At 73.4% G+C, this 18829-nt stretch carries 15 protein-coding genes; 8 read left to right on the top strand and 7 right to left on the bottom strand.

All coding sequences use genetic code 11. The annotated features are described in order from the left end of the window. From ACWGKU_RS34955 to ACWGKU_RS34945, 3 genes are all read right to left on the bottom strand, one after another. Positions 1 to 334: 2-oxoglutarate dehydrogenase E1 subunit family protein (locus tag ACWGKU_RS34955; protein ID WP_391540182.1), on the bottom strand; the 334-nt coding region annotated here is incomplete at its 3' end. Between the two features lie 233 nt (positions 335 to 567). Next, complete coding sequence (locus ACWGKU_RS34950) at positions 568 to 1755, bottom strand: sensor histidine kinase (protein ID WP_401044873.1); 1188 nt, start codon at positions 1753 to 1755, stop codon at positions 568 to 570. A gap of 93 nt (positions 1756 to 1848) precedes the next feature. Then, positions 1849 to 2586, bottom strand: coding sequence for a response regulator transcription factor (locus ACWGKU_RS34945; protein ID WP_030057574.1), 738 nt, complete (start codon positions 2584 to 2586; stop codon positions 1849 to 1851). 617 nt (positions 2587 to 3203) lie between these two features. Between ACWGKU_RS34945 and ACWGKU_RS34940 the strand changes: the two genes are divergently transcribed. The 4 genes from ACWGKU_RS34940 (at position 3204) to ACWGKU_RS34925 (ending at position 8515) form a co-directional block, all read left to right on the top strand. Further along, a complete protein-coding gene (locus tag ACWGKU_RS34940) occupies positions 3204 to 3914 on the top strand; it encodes a rhomboid-like protein (RefSeq protein ID WP_401044871.1) in 711 nt (236 codons plus the stop codon). 204 nt (positions 3915 to 4118) lie between these two features. Further along, entirely contained in the window at positions 4119 to 6569 is a 2451-nt protein-coding gene (gene lon, locus ACWGKU_RS34935) for an endopeptidase La (RefSeq protein ID WP_401044868.1), read from the top strand. Between the two features lie 143 nt (positions 6570 to 6712). Further along, positions 6713 to 7282: a GtrA family protein gene (locus ACWGKU_RS34930; RefSeq protein WP_401044865.1), complete on the top strand. Its 570-nt coding sequence runs from the start codon at positions 6713 to 6715 to the stop codon at positions 7280 to 7282. An 18-nt stretch (positions 7283 to 7300) separates the two neighbouring features. Next, positions 7301 to 8515, top strand: a complete 1215-nt coding sequence (locus ACWGKU_RS34925; RefSeq protein WP_452177035.1) for an ROK family transcriptional regulator — start codon at positions 7301 to 7303, stop codon at positions 8513 to 8515. A 122-nt stretch (positions 8516 to 8637) separates the two neighbouring features. Here ACWGKU_RS34925 and ACWGKU_RS34920 read toward each other — a convergent pair whose 3' ends face one another. Beyond that, on the bottom strand, positions 8638 to 9678 hold the full coding sequence (locus ACWGKU_RS34920; RefSeq protein WP_401047692.1) for a DUF3533 domain-containing protein: 1041 nt from the start codon (positions 9676 to 9678) through the stop codon (positions 8638 to 8640). 126 nt (positions 9679 to 9804) lie between these two features. Here ACWGKU_RS34920 and ACWGKU_RS34915 point away from each other — a divergent pair, with 126 nt between their 5' ends. Together ACWGKU_RS34915 and ACWGKU_RS34910 are read left to right on the top strand one after the other, a co-directional pair. Continuing rightward, on the top strand, positions 9805 to 10254 hold the full coding sequence (locus ACWGKU_RS34915) for a MarR family winged helix-turn-helix transcriptional regulator (RefSeq protein WP_380550118.1): 450 nt from the start codon (positions 9805 to 9807) through the stop codon (positions 10252 to 10254). A gap of 153 nt (positions 10255 to 10407) precedes the next feature. After that, positions 10408 to 11964: an MDR family MFS transporter gene (locus ACWGKU_RS34910; RefSeq protein ID WP_359904454.1), complete on the top strand. Its 1557-nt coding sequence runs from the start codon at positions 10408 to 10410 to the stop codon at positions 11962 to 11964. Between the two features lie 70 nt (positions 11965 to 12034). On the opposite strand, the gene ACWGKU_RS34905 is transcribed toward ACWGKU_RS34910, so the two are convergent. Together ACWGKU_RS34905 and ACWGKU_RS34900 are read right to left on the bottom strand one after the other, a co-directional pair. Then, positions 12035 to 12286, bottom strand: coding sequence for a hypothetical protein (locus tag ACWGKU_RS34905; protein WP_401047695.1), 252 nt, complete (start codon positions 12284 to 12286; stop codon positions 12035 to 12037). A gap of 188 nt (positions 12287 to 12474) precedes the next feature. After that, positions 12475 to 13656 (bottom strand): inorganic phosphate transporter, encoded by a 1182-nt coding sequence (locus ACWGKU_RS34900; RefSeq protein WP_359904449.1) that lies wholly within the window; start codon positions 13654 to 13656, stop codon positions 12475 to 12477. A 337-nt stretch (positions 13657 to 13993) separates the two neighbouring features. Here ACWGKU_RS34900 and ACWGKU_RS34895 point away from each other — a divergent pair, with 337 nt between their 5' ends. Continuing rightward, on the top strand, positions 13994 to 15547 hold the full coding sequence (locus tag ACWGKU_RS34895; protein ID WP_401052021.1) for a C40 family peptidase: 1554 nt from the start codon (positions 13994 to 13996) through the stop codon (positions 15545 to 15547). Between the two features lie 105 nt (positions 15548 to 15652). On the opposite strand, the gene ACWGKU_RS34890 is transcribed toward ACWGKU_RS34895, so the two are convergent. After that, entirely contained in the window at positions 15653 to 17932 is a 2280-nt protein-coding gene (locus ACWGKU_RS34890) for an FdhF/YdeP family oxidoreductase (protein ID WP_401052024.1), read from the bottom strand. A gap of 175 nt (positions 17933 to 18107) precedes the next feature. Here ACWGKU_RS34890 and ACWGKU_RS34885 point away from each other — a divergent pair. After that, the coding region (locus ACWGKU_RS34885) for a serine/threonine-protein kinase (RefSeq protein WP_452191702.1) at positions 18108 to 18829 on the top strand (722 nt) is incomplete at its 3' end.

The raw sequence follows: 18829 nt of genomic DNA, 5'->3' as shown, positions 1-18829 counted from the left end.
GAGCCGGAGCGGCGGCCGGGGCCGGGGCGGCCGGAGCAGCCGGGGCGGCGGCGGGCGCGGCCGGAGCGGCAGCCGCGGCGGGCGCGGCCGGAGCAGCAGCGGGCGCGGGGGCAGCGGCAGGGGTCGGCGCGGAGCCGGCCTGGGTCGCGGCCTGGGTCACTGGGGTCACCTCGGTACCGGGCTTGTAGTCGGCGAAAAAGTCCCACCAGGCTCGGTCGACCGAGTTCGGGTCCTGGAGGTACTGCTGGTAGATCTCGTCGACGAGCCACTCATTGGGGCCGAAGCCAGTGGAGCTTGCCGAGCTGTTGGGGGTTTCAGGGGACTGTGGCGACACGGCGGCAACCGCCCTCTTCCGCTTCCTTTTGGGATGTTTGGACAGCGGGGATTAAGGCTACGCCCCTGACCAGTGATCGCGCAGTCCCCGGGGCCCAGGCGTCGCCCAGATCACAGTGCTGACCTGCACTTTGGCTGAAAAAGTGCGTTAGAAAGCCGCATCTGAGGGGAACCGATCGGTGCCGATCCGTGGGCATAGTAGGACCAAACCGGACAAAAACTCGGTCGAATCCTCTAACGATCTTCGTATGCCTCTGTGTCGGATCTGTGACAAATGTCCCGACCGTCACCTGGGCGCGGTCCGGGCAGCCGGACCTCGATCCGGCAGCCGCGCGGGGACTCGGCCACCGCGATCCGCCCGCCGTGCAGGTCCACCGCCCAGCGGGCGATGGCCAGACCCAGTCCGGTGCCGCCGTCCGCCCCCGGTCCGGCGGCGGTCGCGGTGCCGCTGCGGCTGAACCGGTCGAAGACCCGGGTGCGGTCGGCCGGCGGGATGCCGGGGCCCTCGTCCTCGACCTCCAGCAGCAGGCCACCCTCCTCGCCCTCCGGTCTCGCCCGCACCGTCACGGTGCCGCCGGGCGGGGAGTGCTTGCAGGCGTTGTCGACCAGGTTGGCGACCACCTGGTGGAGCCGTTCCGGGTCCGCCACGCCGGTCAGGCCGGTGGGGCTGACCTCCAGGGCCAGCCGGACGTCCCCGCGCCGGGAGAAGGCGCCGCCGGCCGTGGCGCCGTCCACGGTGACCCCGCGCAGCACGCCGTCCAGGAACTCGCGCACCTCGAAGGGGCGGGCGTCCAGGTCGACCACGCCGTCGTCGATCTTGGAGAGGTCGAGCAGGTGGGTGACCAGCCGGCCGAGCCGCTCGGTCTGCTCCAGCGCCGCTCCCAGGGTGGCCGGATTGGGCTGGACGACGCCGTCCACCACGTTCTCCAGGACGGCGCGCAGCGCGGCGATCGGCGTGCGCAGTTCGTGCGACACGTTGGCGACCAGCTCCCGGCGGTGCCGGTCGGCGGCCTGGAGGTCGGCGGCCATGGCGTTGAACGCGGCCGCCAGCTCGCCGATCTCGTCGCGCGAGCCCGCCTCGACCCGGCGGGTGTAGTCCCCGGAGGCCATCGCGCGGGCGGCGGCCGTCATCTCGCGCAGGGGGGCGGTGAGCCCGTGCGCGAGGAACTGCATGAAGAGCAGCGAGGCGATCATGGAGAAGACCATGATGATCCGGATCTGGGTCTCGGACCGGATCGCCACGACCACCATCCCGGTGGCCAGGAACACGGAGACGATCACGAGCAGGGTGAGTTTGCCCTTGATCGAGCGGACCGGATCGAGCGGCCGGATGTCGGCCCAGACCCGGCGGGCGGCGCGGGCGGCCAGGTTCTGCTGCCGCGTGCCGTCGGATTCCCCGTTGCGTTGCTGTGGAAAGGTCATTGTCCCCTGTGGTCCCCGCGTCGTCCCCCCGCGTGGTGGCACGGCGTCGTCCGGACACGGGCCCCCCGGTGGCCCGTCGCCCGATCGATGCCGTCAGGAGAGCGGGGCCTCCAGGGCGTAGCCGACTCCGTGGACGGTGCGGATCCAGCTGGCGCCGATCTTCCGGCGCAGCGCCTTGACGTGGCTGTCCACCGTGCGGGTGCCGGACGCGTCGGTCCAGTCCCAGACCTCGGCCAGCAGCTGCTCGCGGGTGAGCACGGCGCGCGGCTGGGCGGCCAGGCAGGCGAGCAGGTCGAACTCGGTCGGCGTCAGGTGGACGTCGCCCGAGGCCAGCCGGACCCGGCGCTGCACGTGGTCGATCTCCAGCTCGCCGAACCGCAGGCTGCCCAGTGCGGGCGTGCGGGCGGCCTGCTGGGCGCGCTCGACGCGGCGCAGCAGGACGTTGACGCGGGCGGCCAGTTCGCGCATCGAGAACGGCTTGGTCATGTAGTCGTCCGCGCCCACGCCGAGGCCGACCAGCAGGTCCGTCTCGTCGTCGCGGGCGGTCAGCATGAGCACCGGCACCGGGCGCTGGGCCTGGATCCGGCGGCACACCTCCAGCCCGTCGAAGCCGGGCAGCATGATGTCGAGGACCACCAGGTCCGGCTGCCAGGTGTGGAACCCGTCGACCGCGCCGGGGCCGTCGTGGGCCACGGCGACCTTGAAGCCCTCGGCGCCCAGCCGGGCGGCGATCGACTCGGCGATCGTGGGCTCGTCCTCCACCACCAGGACTCTGCGCTGGCTGCTCACAGTGCCACCGGTGTTGTGGTTGTCCTGCTGAATTTCTGTCACGGTCACGCCACCGCCCCCAGGGCTGCGGGCCGGCCACCTGTGGGGATGGCGGGGCTCCGCTCGTAGTCTTGTTCCGTCGTGGACTGTGCCGGGTCCGCCGTCCCGTCGCGCGATCGGGAGCCGAGGACGGATGGTCGGCCGCCCACTTCTCCCGCGCACTTCGCAGCGTACGGACAGCGGATGCTTCCCGGCAGGTGGACCGGACGTTTCCGGCCCGTGGGCCGGCTGTCGGGCCGCCCTCGGACCCACTGCACGAGTGGGCACGGGCCGATACCTTACCCGGCGAATTTTCACTGCGTAACGGTACGTATGCAGTTCAGTTGACGCCAAGTCGCCGGTCAGAGGCCCTGCTGCCGCGTTGCGGGGGAGAAGGTCTGGACCAATGTCGGGAATCCCGCCGTCCGCTACGGCGGTGTTCTTCACGGGCTTTTCCCAGGTGCCTCTCAGAACCTCGACGTACCGTGGCCACGACAACACCCGACCGGGCGGAACCCGCGGCGCGCGCCGGTACGTTGGGCCCGGGCGGGGAGCCGGTGGCTGCGGCGTGGAGCGGAGGCGGCATGGCGGGACTCGGACGGAGTGCCGACGGGTGCGGAGGCGCGGGAGCGCCCTACGGAATGCTCCGCCTCGGGCTGCGCACCGGCGTCCTCCAGTGGCTGCTGGAGCGGGTGCCGACACCCCGGAGCACGCCCTTCACGCTCGGGTACCTCGCCGTCGTGGGCGCCACCACGACCTTCGCCGGGCTCGCCGACCCGGAACTCGTCCAGCGGCTGCAGGAGGCCTCCAGCTCGGACGGGCACAACCTGCTCCAGCATCCTTTGCGTGCTCTTGTGCTGAGCGGATTCTGGGTGGCCGGCGAGGTGTGGATGCCCTACCTGTGGGGATTCGCCCTCACCCTCGCCCCGCTGGAGCGCAGGGTCGGTCCGGCCCGGGCGGCGGCGGTGTTCGCGGTCGGGCACGTCGCGGCCACGCTGCTCTCCCAGGGAGTGGTGATCACCGCGGTGGAGACCGGGCGGATGGCGCCCGAGGCGATGGACCACCTGGACATCGGGGTCAGCTACGGCGTGCTCGCCTGCCTGGGCGCGGTGGCCGGGCTGCTCTCCTGGCGCGGGCGGCTGCTCGCGCTGGGCGGCGCGGGGCTGATGATCGCCCAGCAGATCGCCACCGACAAGGACGTGATCACGGGGGTGGGGCACCCGGCCGCGGTGCTCACCGGGGTCGCGCTGTGGCGCTGGCTGCGCCGGGTCGAGCGGCGCCCGCCCCGGCCGCGTCCGGCCGTCGCGGCGGCCGCCGGCGGTGCGCCCGCGCGGGTGTGGACGGCGCGTTGACGCCGCCGGCCGGCCGGGGCCGTCCGGGCCCCGGGGGCCTCGTGCCGGGATTCCCCGAGGTGCGCCCACCCCTCTCTTGACGGAGTCGGGCGCGGGCTTCCCGGCCCGATGCGTGTTCGCTCACGGCGAACAGAGGGCCGGGAACATCCGGCGGCCGCCAAGCCTTAGTCAGGTCGACTCAAGTTCACTGACTGGGGAGAGATCATGGCATCGACGTCCACACCGCTCACCCTGCCCGTGCTGCCGCTCGACGACGAGGTCGTCCTGCCGGGCATGGTCGTGCCGCTGGACCTGAAGGACGCCGAGGTGCGCGCCGCGGTCGAGGCCGCCCGGGCCGCCGCCACCGGCACCGCCAAGCCGCAGGTCCTGCTGGTCCCGCGGGTGGACGGCTCGTACGCGGCGGCCGGCACCCTGGCCACCGTGGAGCAGGTCGGCCGGCTGGCGGACGGCGATCCGGCGGCGCTGGTGCGCGCCGTGCGCCGGGTCCGGATCGGCGCCGGCACCACCGGCCCCGGCGCCGCCCTCTGGGTGGAGACCACGCCGTTCCGGGAGTCCTCGGTGGGCACTCCGGTGGCCGGCCGGGCCGCCGAGCTGGTCAAGGAGTACAAGGCGCTGTCCACCCAGTGGCTGCGCAAGCGCGGCGCCTGGCAGATCGTCGACCGGGTGGCGCAGATCGAGGGCGTCGGCGAGCTCGCCGACAACATCGGCTACGCGCCCTTCGCCACCGCCGAGCAGAAGCTCAAGGTGCTGCTGGAGGCCGACCAGGTCGCCCGACTGGAGTACGCGCTCACCCTGCTGCGCGACCACCTCGCCGAGGAGGAGGTCAACGACACCATCCGCAAGGACGTCGAGGAGGGCGTGGCCAAGCAGCAGAAGGAGTTCCTGCTCCGCCGCCAGCTGGAGGCCGTCCGCAAGGAACTGGCCGAGCTGAACGGCGAGGCGGCCGACGAGGAGGGCGACTACCGCGCCCGGGTCGAGGCCGCCGACCTGCCCGAGAAGGTCCGCGAGGCCGCGCTCAAGGAGGTCGACAAGCTGGAGCGCTCCTCCGACCAGTCGCCCGAGGGCTCCTGGATCCGGACCTGGCTGGACACCGTCCTGGAACTGCCCTGGAGCGAGCGCACCGAGGACGAGTACGACATCGCCGGCGCCCGCGCGGTGCTGGACGCCGACCACACGGGCCTCGACGACGTGAAGGACCGCATCGTCGAGTACCTGGCCGTCCGCAAGCGCCGGGCCGACCAGGGGCTCGGGCCGGTCGGCGGCCCGCGGGACGGGCAGCGCGGAGCGCTTCCCACGAGCGGTACCGGTGGGCGACGGGCGGGCGGCGCGGTGCTGGCCCTGGTCGGCCCGCCCGGCGTCGGCAAGACCTCGCTCGGCGAGTCGGTGGCCCGCGCCATGGGCCGCAAGTTCGTCCGGGTCGCGCTCGGCGGCGTCCGGGACGAGGCGGAGATCCGCGGCCACCGGCGCACCTACGTCGGCGCGCTGCCCGGCCGGCTGGTGCGGGCGATCAAGGAGGCCGGCTCGATGAACCCGGTCGTCCTGCTCGACGAGATCGACAAGGTCGGCTCCGATTACCGGGGCGACCCGGCCGCCGCCCTGCTGGAGGTGCTGGACCCGGCGCAGAACCACACCTTCCGGGACCACTACCTGGAGGTCGAGCTCGACCTCTCCGACGTCGTCTTCCTCGCCACCGCCAACGTGCTGGAGGCCATCCCCGAGCCGCTGCTCGACCGGATGGAGCTGGTCCGGCTGGACGGCTACACCGAGGACGAGAAGGTCGCCATCGCCCGCGACCACCTGCTCCCGCGCCAGCTGGAGAAGGCGGGTCTCGGCGGCGGGCAGGTCACCGTGGACGAATCGGCGCTGCGCAGCCTCGCCGGGGAGTACACCCGGGAGGCGGGCGTGCGCACCCTGGAGCGCTCGATCGCCCGGGTGCTGCGCAGGATCGCCGCGCAGGCCGAACTGGGCGAGCGCGAGCTGCCCGCCCAGGTCGGCCCGCAGGACCTGCGCGCCCTGATCGGCCGGCCGCACCACGTGCCGGAGTCCGCCCAGGAGCCGGCCGAGCGCCGCACCGCCGTCCCCGGCGTGGCCACCGGCCTCGCGGTGACCGGCGCCGGCGGCGACGTCCTCTACATCGAGGCCTCGCTGGCCGACGCCGAGACCGGCGGCACCGGGCTGACCCTCACCGGACAGCTGGGCGACGTGATGAAGGAGTCCGCGCACATCGCGCTCTCCTACCTGCGCTCGCGCGGCGCCGAGCTGGAGCTGCCGGTCACCTCGCTGCGGGACCGCGGCGTGCACCTGCACATCCCGGCCGGGGCCGTCCCCAAGGACGGGCCGAGCGCCGGCATCACCATGACCACGGCGCTGGCCTCGCTGCTCTCGGGCCGCAGGGTGCGCACCGACGTGGCGATGACCGGCGAGGTGTCGCTGACCGGGCGGGTGCTGCCGATCGGCGGGGTGAAGCAGAAGCTGCTCGCCGCCGACCGGGCCGGGGTCACCACGGTGATCATCCCCAGGCGCAACGAGGCCGACCTGGACGACGTCCCGGCCGAGGTGCTGGAGCGGCTCACCGTCCACCCGGTGGCGGACGTGCGGGAGGTGCTGGAGCTGGCGCTGGAGCCGGCCGGGGCCACGGTGCTGGTGGCCGCCTGACCGCCGGCCCGGGCCGCCCGCACCGGCGGCCCGGGCCACGCGCCGGCGCTCCGGGAGCCGCCGGTCCGACGGCCGCCGGCGACCCGAACGGGCCACCGGCGATCTGAAGGGCCGGCGGCACCCCCGCGTGCGAGACTGCGGAGATGCCGTCCCCCACGCAGCGCGCCCTGGCCCGGGTGCCCGACCGGCTGCGCCCCTTCCTGGTGCGCCACCGCCGGCTGGTGAAGTTCCTGCTGGTCGGGAGCGGCTGCTTCGTGCTCACCACGGTGATCGACTTCGAGCTCAAGTTCACGGTGCTGGAGCACAAACCGGTGGTCGCGCTGACCGTGGCGACCGTGATCGGCACCGTCGTCTCGTACGTGCTGAACCGCCGCTGGGCCTTCCGGGCCGCCGGCCACAAGCGCGAGGTGCTGATGTTCGTCCTGGTCAGCGCCGTGGCGATCGCCGTCAACGACGTGCCGCTGGTGGTCTCCCGCTACCTCCTGGATCTGCGCGAGCCGTACATCGGGCCCTTCGAGCAGGAGGTCGCGGACTTCCTCAGCGGGATGGTCGTCGGCACCTTCGTGGCGATGCTGTTCCGCTACCGGGCGATGCGCCGGTGGGTCTTCGTCCCGCCCGCCGGGCGGACCCGGGCCGAGCCCGTCCCGGTGCCGACGACGGTGCCCCCGGAACCCGACTACGCTGCACCCGGGATGCCACCGGATGTGCCGTAAAGGGACGAGGTGAGCCTTATGCGTGAGCCGGACCCGGTCCGGACCGGGCCCGCCAGCCAGCAGGGGATGCGCCGGGCCAACCTGGCCCTGGTGCTCGGGACGATCGCGGGCGGACCGCGCTCGCGCGCGGAGGTGGCCGCCGGGACCGGCCTGACCAGGGCCGCCGTCTCCTCGCTCGCCGAACAGCTGATCGCCGCCGGCCTGGTGGTCGAGGAGGGCCCCGCCGCGCCCAGCGGCAAGGTCGGCCGTCCCGGCACCGCGCTCGGCCTCAACCCGGACGGGCCCGGCGGCCTCGGCGCCGAGATCGGGGTGCGCCACCTGGGCGCCTGCGTGGTGGACCTGCGCGGGGAGGTCCGCGCCTGGCGGCGCCGGGAGGTCTCCAACCACGGGCGCGAGCCCGCCGCCGTGATGGCCGACCTCGCCCACCTGCTGCACGAGGCCGTCACCGAGTCGGGGCTGCGCCCGGCCGGGCTCACCCTGGCCGTGCCCGGGCTGGTCGGCGGCTCCGGCGGGGTGCTCCAGCGGGCCGCCAACCTGGACTGGCAGGACGTCCCGCTGGCCGCCGCACTGCGCCCGGCGCTGCGGACCGCCGGCGGCGGCCTGGCCGGGCTGCCGATCGAGGCGGACAACGAGGCCAACCTCGGCGGACTGGCCGAGCGCTGGCTGGGCGCGGGCCCGGACGACTTCCTGTACGTCTCCGCCGAGGCCGGGGTGGGCGCGGCGATCGTGGTCGGCGGCCGGCTGCTGCGCGGGGCCGGCGGCTTCGCCGGCGAGTTCGGCCACGTGCCGGTCCACCCCGACGGGCCGCGCTGCGCCTGCGGGGCGAACGGCTGCCTGGAGCAGTACGCGGGCGAGGCGGCGGTGCTGCGGGCGGCCGGTCTGACCGGAGCCCGGGGCGACTGGGTGGCGCTGCTCGCCGACCGGGCCGGGGCCGGGGAGCGGTCCGCCCTCACGGCGCTGGCCGGGGCCGGTGCCGCGCTCGGCACCGCGGCCGCCGGCGCGGTCAACCTGCTGGACCCGGCCGAGGTGGTGCTGGGCGGCGGCTACGCCCGGCTGGCGCCCTGGCTGCTGCCCGCGATGCGGGCCGAACTGGCCGCCCGGGTGACGGTGCGGCCCTGGTCGGAGGACCGGCTGACGGTCTCCCGGCTGGGCCGCCGGGGCCCGCTGCTGGGCGCGGCGGCGCGGGTCGTCCGGGCCATCGTGGCCGACCCGGGGCCGCTCGGGGCGGGGTGAGAGGCGGCCGGGCCGTCGTGGCCGACCCGGCCGACCCCGCGGGGCGCGCCGGGCCCCGGAACACGCGCCGGGCCCCCGGCCGTGGTGGCCGGGGGCCCGGTGACGGGTCGGGAGCGGGCGGCTCAGTCCTCGGTGGGGACCAGCGCGCGGCCGCCGGAGCGCGGGCCGCGCAGGACGGCCAGCAGGGCGACGCCGATGCCGATCAGTGCCCAGACCACCAGGACCAGGATCGGCAGCCCCAGGTTGGTGGAGTCGAAGTAGGCGACCGACTTGGCCGCGCTGGTGCCGGCGCCGTTCGGGATCCACGAGCTGATCGCCCGCCAGAACGGCGGCATCATCGGCGCCGGGTAGACCCCGCCCGCGCTCGGGTTGCCGAGCACCACGAAGATCAGCACCGCGATGCCGATGCCGATGATGTCGAACAGGCACTGGAGCGCCATGGTGAAGGCGCCGACCGAGAACACCACCAGCGCACCGACGGCGCTCAGGCCGAGGATCGAGCCCGGCAGCGCGTCCAGCACCGGCCCGGCGATCACCGTGCCGAGCACGCCGGCGCCGATCGAGTACAGCGCGAGCACGCCGAGGCGGATCACCAGGCGGTGGACGTTGGCCGGCTTGGAGCCCGCGCTGATGCCCAGGATGGAGGCGACCAGGTAGCCGCCGACGCACCAGCCGATCACCAGGTAGAAAGCGGAGAGGCCGTTGGTGTCGCCCTTGGCGAGCGGCACCACGTCCTGGACCTTCACGGTGCGGCCCTGGCTCTGGTCGATCGCGGTGGTGATGGTCTCGGCGGCCTTGGCCGCGGACGGGCCGCGGGCGCCGCCGACCAGCAGGGTGTCCTGGGTGCCGGTCGGGTCCACGACCAGCGCCGCGTAGATCTTCTGGTCCTTGATCTGCTGGGTCGCCGTCTCGGCGTCCGGCGCGGTGAGGGCCTTGACGGCGTCGTTCGGCACCGACTCCAGCGCCCCGACCAGCTGGGGGGCGACCTGCGGCGGGGCGACCACCGCGATGGAGAGGTTCTGCGGGGCCGGCTTGTGCAGCGCCCCGATGTACGAGGTGATGAAGCCGAGCTGGAGCAGCAGCACGCCGATCACGAGCAGTGCCGCGCGCGGGGTGACCGCACTCTTCAGTTCGGCGAGGAAACCCTGCCCCGGGGCTGCCATCCACATCTCCTTGCGTAACGGGGAAAAACGGTACTTCCAGAACCGATACTTCATACCATGAAGTAGTTGGCTTGTCGTACCTCCCGCGCCGGGCCGCGGCCGGTGCCGCTGCGCGATACTGGCGCGGTGAGCGACGAGGATGCCCTGGTGGCGGTGGAGCGCGAGGTCGCGCTGATGTTCCGGCGGGGCCGGGCCAGAGTGGCGGAACTCTCACGGCGGGTGCACCCCGGACTGGAGGGGATGGCGTACAGCCTGCTCGGCTACGTCGAGCAGGCCGGGCCGGTGCGGGTGACCGACGTCGGCGTGCACTTCTCGATCGGCAAGGCGACGGTGAGCCGGCAGATCCGGACGCTGGAGGAGCTGGGCCTGGTGGCCCGGGAGACGGACCCGCTGGACCGCCGGTCCGCGCTGGTCTCGCTCACCGAGGACGGGCGGCGGCGCTACCTGGCCGCGCAGGGCGTCCGGATGCGGCGGGTGCGCGAGGTGATGGACGGCTGGTCGCCGGAGGACGTGACCCGCTTCGCGGAGCTGCTGCACCGCTTCAACGACGTGCTGGGGGAGCCGCCGGCCGAGTGACCGGCGGTGGTCGCGCAGGCCTCCGGGGCCCGTGGGCGAGGGCTTTACTTTCCCTTGAAGAAAGTTGCCTAATTCAACCATCCAGTCTTATGGTTGCTTACGGCAACGAAATTTCATGATCCGCGTATCCCGCGCGCTCGCCGAAGGACCCAGATGACCGTGACCACCGAGGCCGCGAGCGGAACCGCCGCAGCGGCCGACAGTCAACAGATGACGCACCGTCAGGTGATGGAGGCGCTCTCCGGCCTGCTGCTCGGCCTCTTCGTGGCCGTGCTCTCCTCGACCGTCGTCTCCAACGCCCTGCCGCACATCCTCGCCGACCTGCACGGCGGCCAGTCCGCGTACACCTGGGTGATCACCGCGGCCCTGCTCACCCTCACCGCCTCCACCCCGATCTGGGGCAAGCTCTCCGACCTCGTCAGCAAGAAGCTGCTGCTCCAGATCGCCCTGCTGATCTACATCGGCACCTCGGCGCTGGCCGGCCTCTCGCAGAACACCGGCGAGCTGATCGCCTGCCGCGCGCTCCAGGGCATCGGCGCCGGCGGTGTGGTGGCGCTCGGCCAGATCTGCCTGGCCGCGATGGTCCCGGCGCGCGAGCGCGGCCGCTACAGCGGCTACTTCGGCGCGGTCTTCGCCCTCGCCACCATCGGCGGACCGCTGATCGGCGGCGTCATCGTGGACACCTCCTGGCTCGGCTGGCGCTGGTGCTTCTACGTCGGCATCCCGTTCGCGCTGGTCGCGATCCTGGTGGTGCAGCGCACCCTCAAGCTTCCGGTGGTCAAGCGCAAGGCGAAGATCGACTACCTGGGCGCCCTGGTCATCACCGGCTCGGTCAGCCTGCTGATGATCTGGATCACCCTGGCCGGCAAGAACTACGCCTGGCTCTCCTGGCAGACCGCGGCCATGGTCGGCGGCGGCGTGCTGCTGGGCGCCCTGGCCGTCGTGATCGAGCGCCGCGCCGCCGAGCCGATCATCCCGCCGAGCCTCTTCAAGCACCGCACCGTCACCCTGGCCGCGCTGGCCAGCGTGCTGGTCGGCGTCGGGATGTACGGCGCGACCACCTTCCTCAGCCAGTACTTCCAGCTGGCCCGCGCCAAGTCCCCGACCATGGCCGGCCTGATGACCCTGCCGATGATCCTCGGCCTGGCCGTCTCCTCCGCGGTCGTCGGCCGGCTGATCACCAAGTACGGCAAGTGGAAGGCCTACCTGGTCTCCGGCACCGCGCTGCTCGCCGTCGGCTTCGCGCTGCTCGGCACCGCCCGGGCCGACACCAGCTACGTGCTGCTCTCCGTCTACATGGCGATCACCGGCGTCGGCCTCGGCCTGACCAGCCAGAACCTGGTGCTCGCGGTGCAGAACACGGTGCCCCGCAACGAGCTCGGCGCGGCCAGCTCGGTGGTCACCTTCTTCCGCACCATGGGCGGTGCGATGGGCGTCTCCGCGCTCGGCGCGCTGATGTCCAACAAGGTCTCCCACTACCTGGCCGAGAACCTGGCCGCGGCGCACGTCCCGGCGTCGCCCGCGGCCTCCGGCGGCGGCATCCCGGACCTGGCCAAGCTGCCCGCCCCGATCGTGCCGCTGGTGACGGACGCCTTCGGCCACGGCGTCGGCACCATCTTCCTGTGCGCCGCCCCGTTCGCGGCACTGGCCTTCGTCACCGTGCTGTTCATCCGGGAGACCGCGCTGAGGACCACCACCCAGGAGAGCTGACCGGCCGCCGGGATACGCGAACGGGCCGGGGAGTGCGAAGGCACTCCCCGGCCCGTCGTGCCGGGTGCGGCTACTTGCCGGCGATCAGCGACAGCCCGTAGAGGACGGCCCCGCCGCACAGCGCGAAGCAGACGCAGGCGCCGGCCAGGGCGATCCTGCCGCCGCCCGCGGCCCCGGCGCCCCCGCCCTCACGGGCGGCGACCAGGGCGGCCTCGCGGCGGGACAGCGCCAGGATGCCGAGCGCGAAGACGCAGACGACGGCGACGGTGATGCCGAAGCTGAATCCGGCGGTCTGGGCCAGGGCGTTCCACTTGATGTGCATGGTGAGTGCTCCGGGGCGTGTCTTGTGGGTTTTGTCGGATCAGGGCGCGGCGTTGGGGTGCGTGCATCGCAAGGCGGAGGAGGGAGCCACTGCGGAGTATTGGCGACCGACGACAACGCGGCGAGGTGTGTGCCCCAACGCCGCGGACCCGGCAAGGACCCGCAAGACACGCCCCGGGCCTGCGGCGCTCAGGCCGCGACCGTGGTCGAGGCGGGGGTGGGGGTGTTCGCGGCGGCGCCGGCCGGTGCGACCTCGACCGGGGTGACGTCGACGTCGTTGACGTTGTCCGCGCCGACCGGCTGGCGGCGGGAGATCACCCACATCGCGCCCGCGCCGGCCACCAGCACGACGCCGACCAGGGCGACGCCCCAGCTGCCCTGCTCGGCCAGCAGGGCGGCGCCGCCGGAGACCACGGCGGCGGCCGGCAGGGTCAGGCCCCAGGTGTAGACCATGCGGCGGACCAGGCTCCAGCGCAGCTCGCCCTTCGGGCCGCCGAGGCCGGCGCCCATGATGCCGCCGGAGCAGACCTGGGTGGTGGAGAGGCCGAAGCCCATGTGCGAGGAGGTCAGGATGACGGTCGCGGCGGCCGACTCGGAGGCGAAGCCCTGCGGCGGGCGGATGTCCGCCAGGCCCTTGCCCATCGAGCGGATGATCCGCCAGCCGCCCATGTAGGTGCCGAGCGCGATCGCGGCGCCGGCGGAGACGATCACCCAGGTGGGCGGCAGCGCGCCGTGCGGCAGGGCGCCGACCGAGACCAGGGTCAGGGTGATGATGCCCATCGTCTTCTGGGCGTCATTGGTGCCGTGGGCGAGCGAGATCAGCGAGGAGGAGAAGATCTGGCCGGTCTTGAAGCCCTTCTCGGTGGTCGCGGAGTCGCCCTTGCGGGTGATCACGTACGCCAGCTTGGTGGCGCCCCAGGAGGCCAGGCCGGCGACGAACGGGGAGGCGACCGCGGGGATGAGGATCTTGGTCACCACGGTGTCGAAGTTGACGCCGTTCATGCCGACGCCGACGATCGTGGCGCCGATCAGGCCGCCGTACAGCGCGTGCGAGGAACTGGACGGCAGTCCGCGCAGCCAGGTCAGCAGGTTCCAGAGGATGGCGCCGGCCAGGGCCGCGAAGATGATCTCGGGATGGACGCCGGCCTTCTCGTTGACGATGCCGCCGGAGATGGTGGTGGCGACCTTCACGGACAGGAACGCGCCCGCGAAGTTGAGCAGGGCCGCGATGGTGACCGCGACCTTCGGGCGAAGAGCTCCGGTCGCGATCGCGGTGGCGGCCGCGTTGGCGGTGTCGTGGAACCCGTTGGTGAAGTCGAAGGCGAGCGCCGTGATGATCACAACGGCTACCAGGAACGAGATGTGTTCCATACCCAAACAATCGTCGTAGTTGTCGCACGGACGTTGGTGACGTCGCGACCGTAAGTCTGCTTGGTAAACGGAAGGTGAACTGGGCCGGGAATCGTGGTTCCGATGGTTGACTCGCAGTGACCACTGGATTTCATCAAGGTGACATACGGCGCGCTGAACTGGACATTAGCGAAGAACGCGCCGGTTCGACCCGGTTTGCTGAGAGCTGTCTCACAGGTCCATCGAGAATTAACCTCCCGGTCCGCATGCGCCCTGTTTCCGGCGAGTAACCCGTGGGAGGATCTGCGGGATCCGGGAAGCCGGGACAGGGGCAGTGCGCGGCGGGGAGGACCAGGCCATGGGCGGGGCGGGACAGAGAGCGGAGACGGCACGCGTACGGCCCTGGGTGCGGGCGGCGCTGCGCTGCGGAGCCGTCCTCGCGGCCGCGGCGCTCGCACTGCCGGTGGGCGCCCAGGCCGCCTGGGCCGCGCCCGACCCGGGAGCCGGCCGGATCGCCGCCGACGCCGACCCGCTCGCCGCCGCCAAGGCCACCCTCGGCCCGCTGCTCGACCGGCTGCACGGGCTCTACCAGAGCGCCGAGGCCGCCACCGAGCAGTACAACGGCGCCGTCGCCAAGGCGGCGGACCAGCAGACCGCGCTCACCGACCTCCAGGGCCGGCTGGACCGCCAGCAGAAGCAGGTCGACGCGGGCACCGACATCGCCTCGCAGCTCGCCGCCGCGCAGTACCGCAACGGGGCCGCGTCGGCCTACGCGGAGCTGCTGCTCTCCAAGGACCCGTACGAGGCGGTCGTCATCGCCGAGCTGCTCGCCTCGGCCAGCCGCTCGCAGTCGGAGTTCCTGGACAAGCTGAAGAGCGACCGGGACGCGCTGGACGGGCTGAAGAAGCAGACCGAGGAGGCGCTGGCGACCGCCCGGACGCTGGTCGCCCAGCAGGACGCGGCCAAGGCCAAGGCGTCCGCCGACCTCACGGCGGTCGAGCAGATGGTCTCCTCGCTGACCGGCGCCCAGCGGACCGAGCTGGAGCAGCTGGAGAAGGCCAAGGCGGACGAGGCGCAGCTCGCCTTCCTCGCCTCCGGGGCGCTCGGCAAGGGCGAGCGCACGCCCTCCCAGCAGGGGCGCGCGGCCATCGCCTTCGCGCTGGCGCAGGTGAGCAAGCCGTACCTGTGGGGCGGCACCGGCCCGGACGCCTACGACTGCTCGGGCCTCACCTCGCAGGCCTGGCTGCACGCGGGCAAGCCGATCCCGCGCACCAGCCAGGAGCAGTGGGCGCAGCTGCCGCACGTGGCGCTCAACCAGCTGCGGCCCGGCGACCTGGTGGTGTACTTCCAGGACGCCTCGCACATCGGGATGTACATCGGCGGCGGGCTGATCGTGCAGGCGCCGCGGCCCGGCGCGTTCATCAAGATCTCGCCGATCGGTTCGATGCCGATCCTCGGGGCCGTCCGTCCCGACCCGTCCGGCGCGGCGGACGACGCCGGCGGCGCCTGGAAGGTGCCCGACCTCCCGTCGGGCTGGGACGCCGTCACGCCGATAGCGCCGAGCCCGGCCCACCAGCTGCCGGCCACGCCGGCCCCCGGCGGCGAGGTGACGCCGCCGGCCGTGCCGCAGACGCCGGGCGGGACGCCGACCACGCCGGGCGGCACCGGTACGCCGACCGACCCGGGGACGCCGTCCGGCGGCACGCCCACCTCGACCCCGACCGGCACGCCGACCGGAACGCCGACCGGGCCGGGCACCCCGACCGGGACCGGCACCCCGAGCGGGACCGGCACGCCCACCCCGACCGGGACGGGCACCCCGACGGGGAGCCCGAGCGGCACCGGCTCGGCGACCGCCTCGGCCCCGGGCAGCGCGACGGCCACGCTGCCGCTGGGCACGCCGACGCACTGACACCGCGGTACTGACACCGCGGCACTGACACCGCGACACGCAGGCCGCCCCACGTCACCGGACGTGGGGCGGCCTGCGTGCTGTGCCGCCCGGGGCGGCCGGCGGCTACGCGCCGCTGTCGGGGGCGAAGCGGATCACGACGGCCTTGGAGGTCGGCGTGTTGCTGATGTCGGCGGTGGAGTCGAGCGGCACCAGGACGTTGGTCTCGGGGTAGTAGGCCGCCGCGCCGCCGCGGGCGACGGGGTAGTGGACGACCCGGAAGTGCGGGGCGCGGCGCTCCACGCCGTCGCTCCACTCGCCGACCAGGTCGACGTACCCGCCGTCGGTGAGCCCGAGCTCGTCGGCGTCCGCGGGGTTGACCAGGACCACCCGGCGGCCGCCCTTGATGCCGCGGTAGCGGTCGTCGAGGCCGTAGACGGTGGTGTTGTACTGGTCGTGCGAGCGCAGCGTCTGGAGCAGCAGCCGGCCCGGCGGGACCTCGGGGGCGGTCAGCGGGTTGACGGAGAAGTTGGCCCTGCCGGTCGCGGTCGGGAAGGTGCGGGTGTCCCGGGGGCCGTGCGGCAGGGTGAAGCCGCCGGGGCGGCGGACCTTCTCGTTGTAGTCCTCGAAGCCCGGCACGACGCGGGCGATCCGGTCCCGCAGGGTGTCGTAGTCGGCGGCGAAGTCCTCCCACGGCACGGTGTCCTGCGGCCCGAGCACGGCGCGGGCGAGCCGGCAGACGATCGCGGTCTCGGAGAGCAGTCCGGGGGCGGGCGGGCGCAGGCCGCCGCGCGAGGCGTGCACCTGGCCCATCGAGTCCTCGACGCTGACGAACTGGGCGCCGCGCGCGGTGACGTCCCGGTCGGTGCGCCCCAGGGTGGGCAGGATCAGGGCGCGGGCGCCGGTGACCACGTGCGAGCGGTTGAGCTTGGTGGAGACGTGGACGGTCAGCCGGCAGCGGCGCATCGCGGCCTCGGTGACCTCGGTGTCCGGGGTGGCCGCGACGAAGTTGCCGCCCATCGCGAAGAAGACCCCGACCCTGCCGTCGCGCATCGCGCGGATGGTGTCCACCGAGTCGAGGCCGTGCTCGCGCGGCGGCTCGAAGCGGAACTCCTCGCCCAGCGCGTCCAGGAAGGCGGCGGTGGGGCGTTCGAAGATGCCCATCGTCCGGTCGCCCTGGACGTTGCTGTGCCCGCGCACCGGGCAGACCCCGGCGCCGGGGCGGCCGACGTTGCCGCGCAGCAGCAGGAAGTTGACGACCTCGCGGATGGTCGGCACGGCGTGCTTGTGCTGGGTGAGGCCCATCGCCCAGCAGACGATGATCTTCTCGGACTTCAGCACCAGCTCGCCGAGCTCTTCTATCTGCTCCCAGGGCAGTCCGGTCGCGGCGAGCACCTCGTCGCGGTCGGTCCCGCGCGCCTGGGCCTCGAACTCCTCGAAGCCGTAGCAGTGTTCGGCGACGAAGTCGCGGTCGACGCCGTCCCGCTCCAGGACGATCCGGTTCAGCGCGCGAAACAGCGCGAGGTCGCCGCCGAGGCGGATCTGCAGGAAGAGGTCGGTCAGCTTGGTGCCCTGGCCGGCCAGGCCGCGCGCGTGCTGGGGGTTCTTGAACCGCTCCAGGCCCGCCTCCGGCAGCGGGTTGACGCTGACGATCGTGGCGCCGGCCCGCTTGGCGCGCTCCAGCGCGGAGAGCATCCGGGGGTGGTTGGTGCCCGGGTTCTGGCCGGCCACGATGATCAGGTCGGCCTGGTAGAGGTCCTTCAGGCTGACGCTGCCCTTGCCGACGCCGAGCGTCTCGGTGAGCGCCGAGCCGGAGGACTCGTGGCACATGTTGGAGCAGTCCGGCAGGTTGTTGGTGCCGAGCCGGCGGGCGAACAGCTGGTAGGCGAAGGCGGCCTCGTTGCTGGTCCGGCCGGAGGTGTAGAAGGCGGCGCCGTCCGGGGTGTCCAGGGCCCTCAGCTCCTCGGCGATCAGCGCGAAGGCGTCGTCCCAGGAGACCGGCGTGTAGTGGGTGGCGCCCTCGTCGAGCAGCATCGGCGCGGTGAGCCGGCCCTGCTGGCCCAGCCAGTAGCCGGAACGCCCGGCCAGGTCGGCGACCGGGTGGGCGGCGAAGAAGTCGGCGTGGACGCGCCGCTCGGTGGCCTCCTCGGCGACGGCCTTGGCGCCGTTCTCGCAGAACTCGGCGGTGTGCGGCTTGTCCGGCTCCGGCCAGGCGCAGCCGGGGCAGTCGAAGCCGTTCTGCTGGTTGACCTTGCGCAGGGTGGCCAGGGTGCGGCGGGCGCCCATCTGCTCGGCGGCCATCCGCAGGCTGTGGCCGACGGCGGGCAGTCCGGCGGCCGCGTGCTGGGGCGTGGACACCTCGGGGGCGTCCTGCGCCGGGTCGCTCTGCGGGGCCTGCTTGGCCATGGCCGCTCTCCTCGGGCTCTGCTGGGTTCGCACCGCCGCGTTCGCGCGGGGATTCGATTCCATCCTTCCACCTGGCCGGGGCCCGGGGGAGAGGCGGAGGGGAGGGCGACGGCGGGGGGAAGGGCGGTGGGCGGCGTCGGTAGAGTCTGGGCGTCATGGCGGGAGGGGAGGGCGCGTGCGAGTCGGGGACGTCCTGGACGGCCGGTACGAGCTGGTGGAGAAGCTCGGGCAAGGCGGGTTCGGGGTGGTGTGGCGGGCCCGGGACACCCGGATGGGGCGGCCGGTGGCGGTCAAGGTCATCGGGCACCACGGCGGTGACCGGGCGAAGGCCGCGCTGCGGTTCGTCCGGGAGGCCGGTGCGGCCGGCAACCTCTCGCACCCGCACATCGTCACGGTGCACGACCTGGGGCAGTGCGAGCTCGGCGGCGAGGAGGTCACCTACCTGGTGATGGAGCTGCTCACCGGCCGCACCCTCACCGAGGTGCTGCGGGCGGGGGTGCCGGAGCCCGCGCTCAGCCTGCGCTGGGGGCGGCAGATCGGCGGAGCGCTGGCGGCCGCGCACGACGCGGGCATGGTGCACCGGGACATCAAGCCGGACAACGTGATGATCACCGACGCCGGGCAGCTGAAGGTGCTGGACTTCGGCATCGCCCAGCTGGACACCGGCGCGGGCGGGCTGACCACCACCGGGACGATCGTCGGCAGCCCGGCGTACATGGCGCCGGAGCGCTGGACCGGCGGCCGGGTGGACGGGCGGGCCGACCTCTACGCGCTGGGCTGCGTCCTGATCGAACTCTTCACCGGGGCACGGCCGTTCGGCGGGGACTCGACGCCGGTGCTGATGTACCAGCACCTCAACGAGGCGCCGGCGCCGCTGGACCCGGCGCAGTTCGGGCC

Source organism: Kitasatospora sp. NPDC054768 (assembly GCF_053612025.1).
Note: the sequence above shows the minus strand (reverse complement) of the source record. Positions and strands in the feature narration are given on the sequence as shown.